Origin of the sequence: Wolbachia endosymbiont (group A) of Andrena hattorfiana, from assembly GCF_947179565.1 — a bacterium.
Lineage (GTDB): Bacteria > Pseudomonadota > Alphaproteobacteria > Rickettsiales > Anaplasmataceae > Wolbachia.
The window spans coordinates 181,618-197,871 of the sequence record NZ_CAMXBT010000001.1 but is presented as its reverse complement, the minus strand read 5'-3'; the positions used below and the strand labels follow the sequence as shown (position 1 = coordinate 197,871).

The window sequence follows — 16,254 nt, the reverse complement described above, 5'->3', positions numbered from 1 at the left end:
TGTATATATAACATTTGTATTACAATGCAACATCTTTTTGACAGAAGCTAAAGTAGTAACAAGAAACCATCACCTACTTTATAGAATTGCCTTATAATACCTTAATTGCCTAACCCTAATTGCTCACATGCTTTGCTTAATTTAACCTCAGTTAAGCTAGTAAGCTCTTTAGCTGTAGACTTACCGTATGATAAAAATTTATTTAATGAATCAATATCTCTTTTCTCTAATACAGATCGTATATACCCCGCTTGCCTAGAATCCATAAATTCTTTGATTTGATCAGAATTAGCCTTATCTAATATTGCCCATACTGGTGCCATATAACCTCTATCAATTAAAGGGACTAACAACCTCCCTTGAAATACTGAGCTACTCCTCATTTCTTTATTTAATAATAAGGCACGATGGCTATCAAATCCCTCTTTCGTCCACATATGCATAAAAAGCTTTACTCCTTCATCTATACAAGATTCCGAATAATTTTCCAATTCTTTCATATACTTCAACCAAATATAATAACAATTCTCTGAAACATCACTTGGTTTTAAACAGTCAAATAGTCTTTGAAATTGATCAAAGCGAAGTGCACCCTGTAGCACATCTAAACTACCATAATAACCATTTTCAGCTAAGTCTCTTTTTAGAAGTTCTGGATATTTATCAGGACTTATTTGACTAAAACAAAATTCGAATATTTCGGGATAACTATTACAGCGATTACCTGCTGCATATACTGCTGTCTTCATGAAGATTTCATCCTTTTTCTGTGCACCCATCTCACTTGCAGGTAATGACTTTATTTTATTCCAGAAGAATTCCACTGCCTCACCCTGCTTAAGGCTCATAGCACACTTAAGTCCATATTCATATGGATGACAGCCATCTAAATTTAATTTAGAGATATAACCGCTAATAAAATGTGACCAAAACTGCGCTAAAAGACCCGACCCGCAACACCTAACTAAGTGCTCATACTCCAATAGACTACTCTTACCTTGAGCTGATAATTCCTCTTTTCTTTCCTCAAACAAAGCAATAATATCTTCTTCTAGACAGCAACGACAGGCAATGGCATACTTATCAAAGAGATTACCTGAATCTGGCGCAATTAACTTTTTGCCTACCACTTGCCTATCAAGCTTAACTCCATGTAAATTGTCTACTTTTTTCCAACAATCCTCACTAGACAATACCTGTGCAAGAAAATTACGTCCTTTCTTGCCACTTTTTTGGTGCAGACGCCAATTTGCATAGCACCAGCGTTCAATTTGAAAAAGCTTAGATGCTCTATAAGGATCATCCTCTTTAATAGACGAAAATAAAACTTTTGGAATATCTGAACGCAGCATGATCACCCCTTTATGAATGGAAAAAAAATGGAAACTGTTACGTCTAACATACACTATAGTAACTTGATACCATTTCAAGTAAGATATCCCGTTTTTAGGTTTTGTCAATCCTCAATTTGAAAATTTTTTTAGACTTGAATAACTCTCAACAAAAGCCTCTTAATATGAGAGATACATGACGTTTTGTTTATTTTAAATTCTGTTTTTTATAAGTTTATCTTAATACTTATTGTCAAATGAATTACTATTAATTTAATATTATATATTGCTAATGAATTAAATAATATAACCATTTCTACCACTCAAAACCAAGGGCGGTGAGAAGTGTTTTTCTTGGGATGGCATGGTTTACCATGTGATACATGCGAACTTTTTTATATGGTAATCTTATTATACACTAAAACCAGCTATATTAGCTTACTTTTGCTAAATTTACATACGAACTAATTTGCTTAGCTTTGTTGTAACAATTTTGCGTTTTTATTTTTATAACGCTGCTTTTATTTAAATTATTCTCACAAAGGTACGTACTATTTTTGAAGAAGTAAATGATTGAATCTCTTGTGATGCTAATTGCCCTATGTTTTTATAAAAATACTTTTTTAATCTTTTATAATAGCAAGACTATTTAAAATACAACATTCACAAATAATTACATCTACTGAAAAAAATTAATTGCTTGTTTCCATAAATATGCTACTAATAAATAATATATACTATTGAGGTGGAAATTGTGTTTAATTTATCAGATTTTAAAATTAAAGATGACATTAAAATTGAACCAATCAAGTTTAATTTACCGGATTTAGAGATTAAACAATATTCTCTTAATTTAGAGTCAGATTTTAAAATTAAAAATGAACCGGTTAAGTTTAATTTACCGGATTTAGAGATTAAACGATATCCTCTTAATTTAGATGCATCTGATGCAATTGAAAGATGTGCTAGGTTTCGATTTGAAAGAGAAGCAAGACTGCATTATATGCCTAATATAGCAAGCAATTTGCCTCGTGAATTTCATCTTAACAGGTCTGTTTATAATTGGGATAATAATTATAATTGGGATGATAATATAAGTGATTCTTATCATCAAAGTAATGAGTTACATGAACTTGCCAAATCTACAGAAGTTTCTGACTTAAACAAAATGGAAAAAATACTTAAGCTTAAAAAAGAAATTTTTATAAAAAAAGCAAACGCCTTTACAAACGTGCTAATGATGGATGCACCTGACCGTATAGGTAACACACCTTTACATATAGCGGTACTAAATCAAAACTTATCTGTTATAAAGTTACTATTAGCTTATGGTGCAGGTCTTTTTTTTGAAAATGAGGATGGGTATACTCCCTTACATTGTGCTGTTCAAGGTGGTCATAAAGATGTAACTGAAGTTCTAATTCAGAGAACATTAATACAAGATTTTAGTGTACAAAAACCAGATTACTTGGCAGGTGCATTTTCTACTTATTGGGATGGGTGCAAAAATGAAATTGAAGGTAAAAAAATTGGCAGTAGCAATATTTCATACCTTGACTTACTTAAAGCTGGTAAAAATGAAATAGTTAAGTACGTAACAAATCGTGAAATTAGAGATATACTGAATGACCTTGATTATGAGGAATTTCCTATCTTTGAAAGCCAAATAAGGAATAAATTCAATAAGGGAGTAGAAAGACAAGAGCTAATAGATGATGGTACAAGAATTATTCAACGCTTTGGCAATAGTAAGAATTTACCTCCAGAAATGAGTAGGAAAATAGCTTTTGATTTATCAAATTCAGATTTAGAAAATTTACGGCATATCGGAAATAATAACGAAAATGCTCATGTGAAGCCCAGTACTAAAATGGATGAGACGAGAGAAGAGCAAGGCATAACTGGGAATGGACGGAAAGTATATCATCAGGCAGGCTTTGTTGCATAGCTAATTAAGAGGAGAAGCATAGTAGGCTCAAAGGTGTGCACATCAATGTCAGTGAAGTTTATGGGAGTAAAAAATAACAAAGTTAGAAAAATTATTCTTGCATTAGTTTTTTATGTGTTGTACATAATATCTTTGGTTATGGATTGACCGTTTTTCTAGTTATATAAAGTAAATAGTTTGAGGTGTGAATCGTGGAATATAAACAGTGGTTAGAAATGTTAAGCGCAATAAATGCTGACGATGATCTGAATAAAGATAATGTAATTGAAAAAATAAAAGAGAAGTTAGAAAAAGAAGATCCAGGCACATATCAAGAGTGGCAGGATAGTCGATTTGACATAAATTATACATTTAATGATCAAATGTTGTTGCATATAGTTGCCACAAAAGGTCTTGCAAAGGTAACAAAACTTCTAATAAAAAAAGGTGCTGACGTTAATAAAGCAAATCAATACGAATGGGCTCCATTACATTGTGCTGCTGAAAATGGTCATACAGAGATAGTAAAGGCACTCATAGGAAAAGAGGCAGATGTTAATGCAGTGGAAGAAGACAAGTGGACTCCATTACATTTTGCTGCTGTAGAAGGCCATACAGAGATAGTAAATGCCCTTATAGCAAAAGAGGCACATGTTAATGCAGTGAATCAAAACGGGTCTACTCCATTGCACTTTGCTGCTCAAATGGGTCATACAGAAATAGTAAATACTCTCATAGAAAACGGGGCAAATGTTAACATGTTGAGTGAATCTGATAAGGTGACTCCATTATACCTTGCTGTTCAAAGTGGTCATGCAGAAGCAGTCAAGGCTTTAATGGAAAAAGGAGCAGATCCTTTATTGGAGAATAAAAGTTATATAACTCTCAAGCGTTTAACTGAATTAATCAAAAATAATAGTTTAGAGCATCTTCCGAAAAAAGCAGAGGAAGCAACAACAGGGAGGGAAGAAGAGCAAGTGGATGATGAATATGAATTGCTTAAATATTCATTGCTGTTTCGTAAAGGTTGCCCATTAGTTGATAATGTTAGAAGAGATACATTTGATAGTTTATTATGTACGTGGTTTGCTGACACATCTAATTTAACACCAAAATTTTTTACTAAAGAATAAAGATGATGACGATCTAAAAGACATCCTTGCTCTTAAAAGAGGAGAATCTAAGTTGACAATATTGCATGTAGTATCAAGTATGGATAGTAAGTTAGCAAAAAAAATATGTGAATTTACTCTTGGAGGCTGGAGCTGATCCTAATATAAAGGACGATAGAGGAAAAACACTGTTACATTATGCTTCGTATGATAATATAGAGTCTCTCATAAAAGCAAGGGCTAATCCTAATATGGAGGATAGTGAAGGGAGAATGCCTTTGCATTGTGCTGCTGGTATTGGTAATAAGAAAAGTATAAGTGCTCTTCTAGAGCACGGAGATGACTCCAATAAAAAGAATAAACAGGGAAAAACTCCGCTACAAGTTGCAACTGATAATCATAACTACCATGTTGAAAGGCACTTTTTAACTGACAATCAAAAAAGATTGTGCCAAGAATTTGGTCGTATTGTTAACGCAAGTACAGACTTTACTGAACTAAAAGTATTTTTGAATAAATACAAGAATACTCAAGATCTTAAAAGGATTTTGAACCTTCGTGATCGTGAAGGAAAATCAGAAATTCTTCTAAATCTCAGAATCATTTTTTTACTCAAGACATTTTCGTTATTGCGAAACTCCTTATAAAGAAGCAAAAAGACTGCTGTTAGAAGCGGGAGCGATTGACCATGAAAGATTAGATAGAAAAGAACATTTGCCTAAATCTGGAACTTTATGGGATAATTTAATATTAGACCAGCAGCAGAAGTTGAAAATGTTTTTAGACAGAGTAGGTGAAGCTCAAGACATGAACAAGCTAGAACAAGTAGTAAAAGAAGCTATAGAGTCTGGAGTAAGGTTTAATTTTCTTGTTCGTCCAGGTGAAATGATGCACCAAGATACATATAATTTTACAGATTATGTAATAAAAAGGATTAGTAAATTAAAAAAGAATCCTAAAGTTGCTAGTGGTATAATATGTAAATTAGTATCAAAAGGAGCAGTGTTGCATAACTTGAGTAGTATAGATGTAATCGACACACTGGAGTCAGAATCTAAAGATCACAAAACTAATATGAAAAAAGCTCATGAAGAATATGTCAATAATACTTTAAAATTTATGAAAATTGTTAAAAGTGCAGCTAATGGTAAAGTAGAAAATGCAAAAATAGATAATTCTACTTTTTACTTAGAATACTCAGAGGACAGCACAATAAATGTTGCAAAAATTACAGATGGAGCAAGGGATTTAGGGTTAGTTCAAGGAGAAATAGAATACGGAAGAGATATAATAAAGATCGGTAAAAGTGAAGTAGAAATTATAACGGAAAATGGTATAAGGAATTACACAGACCTTGCGGATAATAGTGATATAGTATTAACTTTCTATATTAGTGAGGGAGAATTAGAGGTTAGATTATATCCTGATATGCGAAATAAAGACCTAATAAGGGTAGAGGTGAACAATCAAGGTCTGCTGGAGCGATTAAAAAATTGTAACGAAAAAATAGGCAAGAATTGCTTACTTGGCGGGTTACCAGTTAATCAAGCCATAGAACAAGGGTTTTTTGTCAGGTCTGGAAAATTGATGCGTTCTGAAGCAATGAGTCAATCTAATGGACAGAAAAAAGGGAGTTGGTGTGAAAGAATAAGCAGAGCCTCAAACTCAGAACAAACAACAAGCCGTGCTATGGGGTAAAATGGGTGGTGCTATCAGGTTAATGGCTTAAGAGATGTTCTAAAGAAATTATCTTGACGCTTATGGTCCTTCAAGCATGCCACTAGCTTCAAGATTGTGTAGGCCAGTCGCTTGGCATATTACATTGGTAGAAACACCTACTTCAAGTAGATTCTTTGCCACTTCTGTTTCTCCTATTTTTTTACCCTTTTCTTTATCAATCTGTATTCTTTTAGATACTGACATAATTAATGAATAAAATTTATCACGTATTTCTTCATCTTCAATTTTATTATACTCTCTCACTAAATCTAATACTCCATTTTCTCCTTCTCTATCCTCATTACTTCTTTCAATTTCAACATTGCCTTTTTCTATTAGTTCACTAATTTTCGGTAGTAGAGTTTTAGCGTGCGTTGACAATTTACCTGCCATGTTAAGTAGTTTTCTTATTGTCATGATATGGGTTCCTTGCTCATAGCGTCGTATTTGACCACCTGTTAAACCGACTTCATTTCCTAAATCCTCCTGAGAACGTCCTCTTGCTAGCCTCCAGTCTTTCATATTTTCCCCTGTTTTATAGGCTATAAAATTAACTATCTCTGTTTTATTATGTTTCTCAAGTTCATCTTTAGACAAGCCTGTTGTTTGGAGGATGACATCAACAGAAATACCCGCTTTAAGTAGATTCTTTGCTACTTTAATCTTTCCTGCTTCTCTACCCTCTTCTTCTCCCATCTGGATAGATTTATTTAATGCAGAGGCTATCTTACATAATTCCTGATTCCTAAATTTTTTACATTCTCTAACTAGATTTAATGTTTTTTCTACCTCACCTTTCTCTGCCGCCGTCGATTCAGGCAGTAGTTTTGCCATATCAATCATTAGTTCCACTACTATCATACAGAATATAATGATTGAAATCGGATTTTCCCCTCGCTCATATCTGGACATTTGCTTCTCTAATACTCCGACTTTACTTCCTAGACCTGCCTGAGTACGTCTTTGCTTTTCCCTCTCATATTTTAATTTTTTCCCTACTTCGTAGTCTGTTAACTTTGTGTCAGTAGTCATGTCTCTTTAATATACCTTGAGACACATATATACTCTTTAATCTAAGATTTTATTAAAGCTACCTTGCACTACCGTAAGAGAGTAAGACTTCAGTAAAAATCATATTTGATGATGTCCAAGCTGTCCTTTTCAACGTTTTCAACATTTTTGGGAATAGTTAATTTTCTTGTTCCTGATATGTATTTAACTACCTCTAAATAATCCTTATTCCATCGACCATTAAGGGCATAATGTAATGGTGTATTCCCATATTTCTTAGTGGCCTTGATTTCAGCTCCTCTCTCTATGAAGTATTTTACTAAATCAATTTTGGCGTGGTAAGCAGCCCAATGTAGAGGTGTTCTGCCCTCATTGTCAGTTACATTTATATCCACGTTTTGCTTCTCCACAAGATACTCTACTACTTCACTATTACGCCAATAAGCTGCCCAATGTAGTGGTGTACTACCTAGATTATCAGTGACATTAAAATTTACTCCTTCTTCTTCTACTAGATATTCAAGGACACATGACATACCAGACTCATCGCCTATAGCTGCATAATGTGCTAGCGTACAACCATTGCTACTATTGGCATTCTTGTCGGCACCATCTTCTATAAGATTTTCTACCACATATGAGTACCCACAAAAAGCAGCTATATGCAAGGGTGTTATCCCATGTCTATTAGTTGCTTTCATATTTGCTCCTTTTCTACTAGATATCTAGCTGTTTTCTCACAACCACCATGAGCAGCGTGATGCAGAACAGTATTACCCTTTATGTTTGCTGCATTTATGTTGAAGTTTTTCTCTTCCACTAGATATTGAACTATTTCTAACTTACCGTCTATAGCAGCTATATGCAGAAATGTTTCACCATTTTCTTTAGTAGCATTAATATTAGCTCCTTTTGCTATAAAATGTCTTACTATATCTAAGTTACTTGCTTTATGTAGAATGTTATCACTAACATTAGCCCCTTTCTCTACAAGATATACAGCTATATCTGTGCTACCTTTATAAGCAGCAATACGCAAAGGAGTATATCCATACCTATTAACAGCATTAATACCAGCACCTTTTTCTATAAGATATTTAACTGTTTCAAGATTACCTTCTTCCACAGCTAAATGCAAAGGTGTATCATCCCTAAAATTAGCATCCTTATCTACTAAGTACTTTTCTATGATATTACACATATCAGTATGACCATTTTGAAACGCATAAAACATAGGTGTACCTTCTTTGTGGTGATAATCAGTAATACTAAGATCAGCACCTTTATCTACTAGAAGTTTTACTACACCAATGTTTCCTGAATAGGCAGCATAATGCAAAGGAGTCCAACCCTCTTCATCTTGAGCATTTAAGTCAGCTCCTTCACTTAGAAGAAGACGTGCGGTTAGATACAAATTACCTTTTTCAGCAGCTAAATGTAAAGGTGTTTTGCCTGCAATACTAGTATCTATGGGTTTGCCATTTAGATATTTTGTACTTTGATCAGACGTTTCTTTAACATTATCCTTTTTTTCAACATATTTTTTTGTCATAATGACCTCACTAAATTAATAGAACTATTCCATTCTACAGACACAAACATTATTTTTTTATTAACTGCAAAACCCGTATAAATTCCTATATGCACTGCTCATTCTTTCTCATGAGGGCATTCATAATTATGCTAATATCTTATATATATTAATTAATAAACTCATTCTCTTCCCTCTTCAATGGCCTCTTCTATGACAGCAGCTATTTCGTTCAGCTTCTTCAACTGATTCACTTCTGGGTTCTCACGCATTTCCTTCAGCACCTTTTGATAAAGATCTTGTCTTTTCTCATTATCGAGTAGTTTGCAGTATAGTTTTAGCTGCTCAGGGGTCTTTGATAGTAGTCGTGCTAACGCTGATTTTCGGTTATTGTTATTCATGTAAAAATCCTCACTAATTAACGCTTCAATTTTTTTTAATGTTTACTACTGTTTTCTTAGTAGTATTGGCATGAAGCCATCTATTTTGGCGGAAGTCAAGAAATTTTTTAAATATTTATTTGTTATTAATAATGGTAAGGATATTAATTTCAAAGTTGAAAAGTAAGATCAGTGGTAGTTGGGTTGACACTTTCTACTTTCTCGAGCTTGGTGTTGGGATTTATGATATTATACAGCGCAAAGCCTATACATACTAATCCAACTATTCCCACAACCACTGCTACTACAGGCATTTTCATGATATACAATGCAACACCGCTTGCCAGTAATATTGCACCAACAACACCAGCCAGGATTGCTTGCCTTTGTTGTGTTAATGGTCCTTCTTTTTCGTTCACAGTATCTTCTTTTCCAGATCCACTATAAAAACAAGGTTTCATTTCAGTAGAAGATAAGGTATTAGCTTTTTCTGTACTATCGGTAGTACTTAGAGTTGGTTGTGCAGCAATTTCTGTTAAAATATTGGAGGTACTGTTTTTGCATATTCCAGTATTATCAGGATTTTCTATTGAAGCAGCGATGTGCTCTATAGCTATTGTATTACTTTCATTACTATTTTCACATGGCTCAAGATATTCATGTTCTATAGATTCTTCAAGACTACTTTTATTACTATTTTCATATGCGTCAGCCGGTGTCTCGATATTACCGATAGTATCTTGAAGCACTTTTTCACTTCTAGCTGTAGTAGTTTTGGCTGTTACAACAGTGGACTGCTGGGTTACTCTCTTATTAACAAGTTCTCCGGAGAATTTTAAGATTTCTTCTACAGCCTCACTATTTTTACGTGCTTCAGCATAGGTGAATGGAGTGTAAGTTGTTTCCTTGCCATTTGAATGTTTTATAATTATTCTCTTTTTTAGAATATCTTTCAAAATACCATTTTCCTCAGAGATCTTTAACACTGCTCTAATCATGTCATTGTCTCTACGTGATATAGCATCTGTAAGTATTGTATGAGTTTCTTCCCGACCATCTGAATGTTTTGTGGTCATCTCTTCATTCAGAACTTCCTTTAATAGTTTTTGTTTTTTGGCTTCTTCTAAAAGATCTTTTACAGCTTGACTATTTTTATGACTTATAGCATAATGTAGTAGTGACAATGCCTACTCTCTACCCTGATACTCGTAAGTTATTTTCGCTAAAAGAATCGTGCTTGTGTTATAGCTGGACCTTTTGAATATTCTATTTCTGAACCTTCCAGCAATACTTTTCCCTTCCTCTATTTCTCTTGCTAGCTTTTGAATATTCTTTCTATCTTTATTTGTTAATTCATATATATCACATACTAATGTCAGTTTTGACGTTTTCATAATGTTTTTCCCCTATTAAGATTTATTGATTTAGTTGTAGTAGTTGCAGTTGCTCACCCCATAAATTTGGTTCAATCAAAGGTGTCTTGCTGCTTGAAATGTTTTCTTTGTAAAAATTTAGCTTATCTTTTACATCTAAACAGCAGTAACACGACTTGCCCTTTTGTAGGTGAGTAATTCTCTAGGCTCTGTGGACAAAATTTTAGAGAAGCCATACAAGAGCTCCAACAAAATTGAGAAAACCCATAAAAACCTCAGCAGTTTTATCAAATCTGGAAAAAATGCGCCTAAAATTTTTAATTTTACCAAAAAAATACTCAATCAAATGACGTTCTTTGTAGATATGCTCATCGTAATACCTTTGCACTTTTCGATTCCGTTTTGGCGGAATAACTACTGTACATCCCTTGTCTTCAAGACTTATAACAAAGGCATTGCTATCGTAGCCCTTGTCAGCTACTACAGTAGAGTTATAGATACTTTCGGTTAACACTTGTGCCTGCGTAATTTCATTTCTTTGACCAGGAGTCAGAGTAAATTTAAGTGAATTTCCAAGTGCATCGACAAGCGCATGTATTTTAGTTGTAAAGCCACCTTTGCTCCTCCCTAAAGCTTCTTGATCCTTGGAGTTTTTTGTATATCCAGATGAACATGGATGGGCTCGGATGATCGTACCGTCGATTATAGCAACTTCTAAATCAGGCTCTTGTTTAATATATTCAAGCAATTTTTTCTAGACATCTCTTTCACACCATCTTTTAAATCGCTTATGTATACTCCTGTAATTACCATAAGTTTTTGGTAAAAGTCTCCATTGGCAACCACTTCGCACTATGTACCACACTGCCTCTATGAATATTCTTAAACGTTTTTCATCTTTGCTGTGCATTCCTTTTACGCTTTTTATGAACTCTAAAATTTGTTTCCAATTTTCCTCTTTGATGTAATATTGCATATGGTAGTTTCTCCATTTTTTACCTATTAGGCTAAACTACCATCTTTTTCTCTCTTTTCATATTTTTTGTCCACAGAGCCTAGGGATTATCCTATTGAATTCTATAATATTTTTTGCCACATTGTCTACAGTGCCCAGACACTGGGATCCAGGAAACTTTGATTGTAAACTAATTTGGTAAGCATAAAAGTAAAACATAACGTTCTTGATTATGTTAAATTAAAAACTAGATCCCAGTGTCTGGGCACTGGGATGACATCCTTTCTAGTGTAATTTATTCGGGAGATTTGCTAAGCGGTAAGATTTCTCCTGATACGCTGCAATCGTTAGAAGCTAACTCCACAAATTTGTCTGTTAGTTTATCAGGTGACACCAATTCAGATCCAGGAAATGCCTGCTCACTACCCACAGGTCCTTTCGTGTATACAGCATTTACACATAATTTTGTATGTTTTGTCTCAGATGCATATATCTGCACCATTATTTCTAGTGCAACTTTACTTGCAGCATACGGCATCCAATATGGATAAGAGGAAGGAGAAAGTGTCACCTCTGAGGTCATGAATATCACTCTTCCAGCATTAGACTTCTTTAGCATTGGATCTAAGTTTTTTAGCAAGTACCAATTGGCAGTAAAATTTGTATTCATTACGTTCTGTAGCTCTTCAATCTCACAGTCGTGAATAGGGTTCAATTTGCCTAAAATTCCAGTACATGCAACTAATATATCAAGTGCTCCAGATTCTGATAATTTCAGGCTTTCTATCATGTTTGTCAGTATCTTTACATTCTCAAAGTCTAAAAGATCAAGCTGAATTAGTTTCACAGAGCCTTCTTTAAATTCTTCAAGCTCTTCAATTTCATTATATAGTGGCTTGAGATTATCAAGAGATCTTGAAATCAGAATTACACATGCACCTTCTTTTACAAATCTTTTTGCAACAGCAGAGCCTATTTCACCTGAAGCTCCGGTGATTAAAGCTACTTTACCTTCTAACTTACTCATTTCTTTCTCCTTAGCGAGATTCATTGAAATATTTTAGCTGAAAATTAAATTTTGCTCCATATATAAAAATCAAACTTAGCATATAAAAAAATAGTAATGACACTACCATACCACCTAAACTTCCATATATCAAATTCAGTTGATCAAAGGAAGCTTTTAAGTATTGCTTGAAAGCTGAAGCAGAAATTGTCCAAAGAATAACAGCCACACAAGATCCAGGAAAGACGTCTGATAAATTTTGTTTTATGTTTGGCAACATAAAATATAGCCAAGAGACTACTGTGAAAAGTACAAATTCAATGAGGAGATATTTAGTATAACTAATCCCCTGATAGGAAAAATCAATTAGCATTGGCACTAATGTAGAGAACACTATAGTTAGAATTATAATGAGCGTGATCACTAAAAATTGTAGTATACTTAACAACCTTCTTAATATATAAGGTGGCGAAACCGGAACTTTATAAGCTTTGTTCAATATTGTTCTTAGCCCTTCAATTGTTGACGAGGCGGTCCAAACAGCGCCTACAATTGCTAAAGTTAGTAAGCTTTGCGGCGGGCCTGATATTATCTCTCTGATACGCGGCATCAAAGATGCCAAAATATCCTGTGGCATGTTATCAATGATAAATACCCAGCCAATGTTATACTGGTCTAAGAAATTTGCGAATGTTGACGCCACAGCCATTAAAACAATAAGAAAAGGGAATATCGATAACAGGATTAAAAATGATAGATACCCTGCATGCTCCACTCCATCATTATGAATTGTGTCAATCAAAGCACGATAAAGGCAATAAACGATACTGTAAAATTTCTGTAGCACTGTAATATAAACGAACCAAGAAAAGTATTCTAAATGAAATAAAGGATCCTTTTAAGCAAAAAATCCTCACCATTTACTTAAACTTAATCAATGTGATAGATAATCAAATATGAAACAGAAATTATAGGAGGCGTAATGAAAAATTTTCTTCTACTTGTAGCTTTAATTCTCTCCTTTGCATTTGATGCAAATGCTAATGGTAAGACTATTTCTGCTGATGAAAAAGAAGATGAAACATTATCAGTGATATGCAAGATAATAGACTATACTCATGGCATAGGTGGACCAATGATCACAATAGTGATCATTGGTGCAGCGTTGCTTGCAATATTCGGCAGGATGCCGTGGCCAGCGCTTTTTGCACTCGGTATATTTACTGCTGTGTTTTTTGGCGCTCCTGTAGTCGTTTCAAAAATAGCACCAGGCGGTGTGGTTTGTAAAAACGGTGCAGCACAGAATAGTCTATAGAATAGTTCATAGAAATTATTGGAGGCACAAAACGTAGTTTTCTTTACTTGAAAGTGGTAAGTTTTACCACTTTCAGTGTCTATGACTACCTAATAAATTCTCTTTCTGTAATCATATCAGTTAAAGTCTGGATTCCAGCGTCACGCGCTAGAATGACAAGGTTATCGTCATGCTGCCGCATACCGTCACAGTATCTCTAGATACCGGCTAACAAGCAGCGGGATGACGGTTGTCAGGGTAGCTGTCATCCCAGTGCCCCTTTTTTTGTCATCCGAGTAGCTGACACTGGTTCACTCTATAATGGCAGTGCCTCTATGATGTAAGGAATCCAGTTTTTATGCAATCTCATCAAGAACGTTGTGTTTTAACGTAAGGTTGGCTACTTTTACACTCACTAACTTAGCTAGATCCCAGTTTCTGGGCACTGGGATGACAAAAAAAGGAGCACTGGAATGACACCTTCCTGCCCAGTTCATGTTGCTATAAATATTAAGGAATTTACCAAATAAAAAAAAGGCAAAAGAAGCCCCATGGTGCGAGTTTTGACCCTATAATAATTTGAACTAGCTCTGTAATAATGTGCTAACGCTTAAAATAAGCGCGATTTGGCTGAATGTAGAAAAAATAAAAAAGACATGCAGCCGCTATAATTTTATGTAATCCGCCAAAAAATACCCTAAGTTTTTTACTGAATTTTGTCATTGAGCCTGCAGGTCAAAAACAAGTTTTGAATCATAAATACCCTTATTGTCATAATAAGGGGGCTGGCGGAGTTTGTCAAGTGATTTTTGTCTCTCCATGCCACTTGGGTGACACCAACAGTTGTATTTTATATTATCTTTTTGCTCTACTAGCACTCAAGTTTCCTATTTAAAATTTTTAATATTAAATTCAATTCATTTGGATTATTATACCGTATCATAACTTTACCCTTAGAATTACTGTCATTAATTTTGATCTTTAAACCAAGTTGAGAAGATATAGCACCTTCTAGTGCTGCCATATCTTGATTTTTGGTATATCTCTGCTCTTTTTGGTTGTTACTTTGATGTAAGTCTTTTATCAATTTTTCAGTTTGCCTAACGCTTAAGCCTTGGGAAATTATTTCTTCTGCAATACTTTCCGCATTTTCAACATTAATCAACGCTCTTGCATGACCCATAGATAGCTTTTTTTCGTTGATCATTGTTTTTACTCCATCAGGAAGTGACAACATCCGAATCATATTAGTTATGTGACTGCGGCTTTTGCCTATAGTTGAAGCTAATTCTTCATGTGTATAGGAAAACTCATCTATCAGTCTCTTATACGCTTCACCTTCTTCTATTGGATTAATATCTTGCCTTTGTATGTTTTCAATAATGGATACTTCCAAGCATTCCTTGTCGCTCAGATCTTTTATGATAACGGGTGCACTATCAAGATTTGCAATCTTGCTTGCTCGCCAACGACGTTCCCCAGCTATTATTTCGTAACCATCATCATTTGAATCTTTGCGTACCACGATAGGCTGTATAATGCCACTTTTCTTTATCGAATTTGCAAGTTCTCTTAATGACTCCTCGTCAAAATGTTTCCTCGGTTGAAATTTGCTTGGGTGCAGTAATGAAATAGGCAAATACTCTTGTCGATCTTCTTTATTATCATAATTATCGCCTATGAGGCCGGCAAGACCTCTGCCTAGGCGTCTATCATCCTTCATACCACGCCCTCACTCACTAGCTTCTTCTCCTTACAACTGCTCGCGTGCTTTTTTAAAATTTCCCTTGCCAAACTTATATATGCTTGTGCACCAGGACACTTAAGATCATACACAATAGCGGGTTTTCCATGAGAAGGTGCTTCTGATAACCGTACGTTACGTGGAATAACAGTCTCATACAATGGGATGATAGTTTTGTATACTTTATCATTTAAATACTGGCAAATATCGTTTTTAATCTGTTCACTGAGTTTGTTGCGCCTGTCATACATTGTTAACACGATCCCTTCTATTGCCAAAAAAGGGTTTAGGTTATTCCTTTTTATCAGTTCTACAGTTTTAACTAAATGGCTTAATCCTTCCAGAGCAAAAAACTCACACTGAAGAGGAACAATAATAGAATTAGCAGCAGTCAAAGCATTTATGGTTAGAAGCCCAAGTGATGGAGGGCAATCGATGATTATATACTCATAATTATCGCGTATCTTCTCTAATGCGCTTTTTAGCACAAATTTTCCTCGCTCAAGTTGCGATAATTCAATTTCTGCAGCTGACAGATCAACTACTGACGAAATTAGTGATAAATTTGGAATTTCCTTTATATTGAAAATTGCCGATTCTATCAATTTATTTTCGCTGCTCAGTAGTATTTTGTATATATTTTTTTCTTCCCTACTACGATAAGAAATCCCGAGTCCGGTGCTAGCATTTCCTTGAGGATCAAGATCTACCAATAAAGTGCTTTTTTCCACAGCAGCAAAGGCTGTCGATAAATTTATACTAGTTGTGGTTTTGCCAACTCCACCCTTTTGATTTACTATTGCAATAATCTTGCTCACGCCTTTTATCTTATGTATAAAATAATTCTATTGTATATATGCAAGAAACTTTT

At 34.5% G+C, this 16,254-nt stretch carries 16 protein-coding genes and 1 pseudogene; 5 read left to right on the top strand and 12 right to left on the bottom strand.

The window, feature by feature from the left end; all coding sequences use genetic code 11:
- Window positions 1-101: 101 nt before the first annotated feature.
- Window positions 102-1,352: a hypothetical protein gene (locus OM966_RS01035; RefSeq protein WP_264328501.1), complete on the bottom strand. Its 1,251-nt coding sequence runs from the start codon at window positions 1,350-1,352 to the stop codon at window positions 102-104.
- A gap of 733 nt (window positions 1,353-2,085) precedes the next feature.
- Here OM966_RS01035 and OM966_RS01030 point away from each other — a divergent pair.
- The 4 genes from OM966_RS01030 (at window position 2,086) to OM966_RS01015 (ending at window position 6,068) form a co-directional block, all read left to right on the top strand.
- Entirely contained in the window at window positions 2,086-3,279 is a 1,194-nt protein-coding gene (locus tag OM966_RS01030; RefSeq protein ID WP_264328500.1) for an ankyrin repeat domain-containing protein, read from the top strand.
- Between the two features lie 191 nt (window positions 3,280-3,470).
- Window positions 3,471-4,391 (top strand): ankyrin repeat domain-containing protein, encoded by a 921-nt coding sequence (locus OM966_RS01025; RefSeq protein WP_264328499.1) that lies wholly within the window; start codon window positions 3,471-3,473, stop codon window positions 4,389-4,391.
- Window positions 4,392-4,498: 107 nt separating this feature from the next.
- Window positions 4,499-5,017, top strand: a complete 519-nt coding sequence (locus OM966_RS01020) for an ankyrin repeat domain-containing protein (protein WP_264328498.1) — start codon at window positions 4,499-4,501, stop codon at window positions 5,015-5,017.
- Between the two features lie 67 nt (window positions 5,018-5,084).
- Window positions 5,085-6,068 (top strand): hypothetical protein, encoded by a 984-nt coding sequence (locus OM966_RS01015; protein ID WP_264328497.1) that lies wholly within the window; start codon window positions 5,085-5,087, stop codon window positions 6,066-6,068.
- A gap of 60 nt (window positions 6,069-6,128) precedes the next feature.
- Here the strand turns inward: OM966_RS01015 and OM966_RS01010 are convergent, their stop codons facing one another.
- The 9 genes and pseudogenes from OM966_RS01010 to OM966_RS00970 form a co-directional block, all read right to left on the bottom strand.
- Window positions 6,129-7,121: a helix-turn-helix domain-containing protein gene (locus OM966_RS01010; RefSeq protein WP_264328496.1), complete on the bottom strand. Its 993-nt coding sequence runs from the start codon at window positions 7,119-7,121 to the stop codon at window positions 6,129-6,131.
- An 89-nt stretch (window positions 7,122-7,210) separates the two neighbouring features.
- A complete protein-coding gene (locus tag OM966_RS01005) occupies window positions 7,211-7,801 on the bottom strand; it encodes an ankyrin repeat domain-containing protein (RefSeq protein WP_264328495.1) in 591 nt (196 codons plus the stop codon).
- Window positions 7,798-8,652 (bottom strand): ankyrin repeat domain-containing protein, encoded by an 855-nt coding sequence (locus OM966_RS01000; protein ID WP_264328494.1) that lies wholly within the window; start codon window positions 8,650-8,652, stop codon window positions 7,798-7,800. The genes OM966_RS01005 and OM966_RS01000 overlap by 4 nt, the downstream gene beginning before the upstream one ends.
- Before the next feature lie 161 nt (window positions 8,653-8,813).
- On the bottom strand, window positions 8,814-9,032 hold the full coding sequence (locus tag OM966_RS00995; protein ID WP_264328493.1) for a hypothetical protein: 219 nt from the start codon (window positions 9,030-9,032) through the stop codon (window positions 8,814-8,816).
- Window positions 9,033-9,181: 149 nt separating this feature from the next.
- Window positions 9,182-10,195 (bottom strand): WD_0033/WD_0034 family tandem repeat-containing protein, encoded by a 1,014-nt coding sequence (locus OM966_RS00990; protein WP_264328492.1) that lies wholly within the window; start codon window positions 10,193-10,195, stop codon window positions 9,182-9,184.
- 3 nt (window positions 10,196-10,198) lie between these two features.
- Window positions 10,199-10,405 (bottom strand): hypothetical protein, encoded by a 207-nt coding sequence (locus OM966_RS00985; RefSeq protein ID WP_264328491.1) that lies wholly within the window; start codon window positions 10,403-10,405, stop codon window positions 10,199-10,201.
- A gap of 202 nt (window positions 10,406-10,607) precedes the next feature.
- Window positions 10,608-11,360 (bottom strand): annotated as a pseudogene (locus tag OM966_RS00980) (IS5 family transposase).
- 274 nt (window positions 11,361-11,634) lie between these two features.
- Window positions 11,635-12,390 (bottom strand): SDR family oxidoreductase, encoded by a 756-nt coding sequence (locus tag OM966_RS00975; protein WP_264328490.1) that lies wholly within the window; start codon window positions 12,388-12,390, stop codon window positions 11,635-11,637.
- Window positions 12,377-13,192: a YihY/virulence factor BrkB family protein gene (locus tag OM966_RS00970; RefSeq protein ID WP_264328489.1), complete on the bottom strand. Its 816-nt coding sequence runs from the start codon at window positions 13,190-13,192 to the stop codon at window positions 12,377-12,379. The genes OM966_RS00975 and OM966_RS00970 overlap by 14 nt, the downstream gene beginning before the upstream one ends.
- 135 nt (window positions 13,193-13,327) lie before the next feature.
- Here OM966_RS00970 and OM966_RS00965 point away from each other — a divergent pair, with 135 nt between their 5' ends.
- On the top strand, window positions 13,328-13,660 hold the full coding sequence (locus OM966_RS00965) for a TrbC/VirB2 family protein (RefSeq protein ID WP_264328488.1): 333 nt from the start codon (window positions 13,328-13,330) through the stop codon (window positions 13,658-13,660).
- Window positions 13,661-14,510: 850 nt separating this feature from the next.
- On the opposite strand, the gene OM966_RS00960 is transcribed toward OM966_RS00965, so the two are convergent.
- Window positions 14,511-15,362, bottom strand: a complete 852-nt coding sequence (locus OM966_RS00960; protein WP_264328487.1) for a ParB/RepB/Spo0J family partition protein — start codon at window positions 15,360-15,362, stop codon at window positions 14,511-14,513.
- A complete protein-coding gene (locus OM966_RS00955; protein WP_264328486.1) occupies window positions 15,359-16,201 on the bottom strand; it encodes a ParA family protein in 843 nt (280 codons plus the stop codon). The genes OM966_RS00960 and OM966_RS00955 overlap by 4 nt, the downstream gene beginning before the upstream one ends.
- Between the last annotated feature and the right edge of the window lie 53 nt (window positions 16,202-16,254).

Excerpts from the sequence above, each read along its gene's own strand:
- OM966_RS01035 (WP_264328501.1), bottom strand. The coding sequence starts at position 1,352 with ATGCTGCGTTCAGATATTCCAAAAGTTTTATTTTCGTCTATTAAAGAG.
- OM966_RS01005 (WP_264328495.1), bottom strand. The coding sequence starts at position 7,801 with ATGAAAGCAACTAATAGACATGGGATAACACCCTTGCATATAGCTGCT.
- OM966_RS00995 (WP_264328493.1), bottom strand. The coding sequence starts at position 9,032 with ATGAATAACAATAACCGAAAATCAGCGTTAGCACGACTACTATCAAAG.
- OM966_RS00975 (WP_264328490.1), bottom strand. The coding sequence starts at position 12,390 with ATGAATCTCGCTAAGGAGAAAGAAATGAGTAAGTTAGAAGGTAAAGTA.
- OM966_RS00960 (WP_264328487.1), bottom strand. The coding sequence starts at position 15,362 with ATGAAGGATGATAGACGCCTAGGCAGAGGTCTTGCCGGCCTCATAGGC.
- OM966_RS01000 (WP_264328494.1), bottom strand. The coding sequence starts at position 8,652 with ATGACAAAAAAATATGTTGAAAAAAAGGATAATGTTAAAGAAACGTCT.
- OM966_RS00985 (WP_264328491.1), bottom strand. The coding sequence starts at position 10,405 with ATGAAAACGTCAAAACTGACATTAGTATGTGATATATATGAATTAACA.
- OM966_RS01010 (WP_264328496.1), bottom strand. The coding sequence starts at position 7,121 with ATGACTACTGACACAAAGTTAACAGACTACGAAGTAGGGAAAAAATTA.
- OM966_RS00965 (WP_264328488.1), top strand. The coding sequence starts at position 13,328 with ATGAAAAATTTTCTTCTACTTGTAGCTTTAATTCTCTCCTTTGCATTT.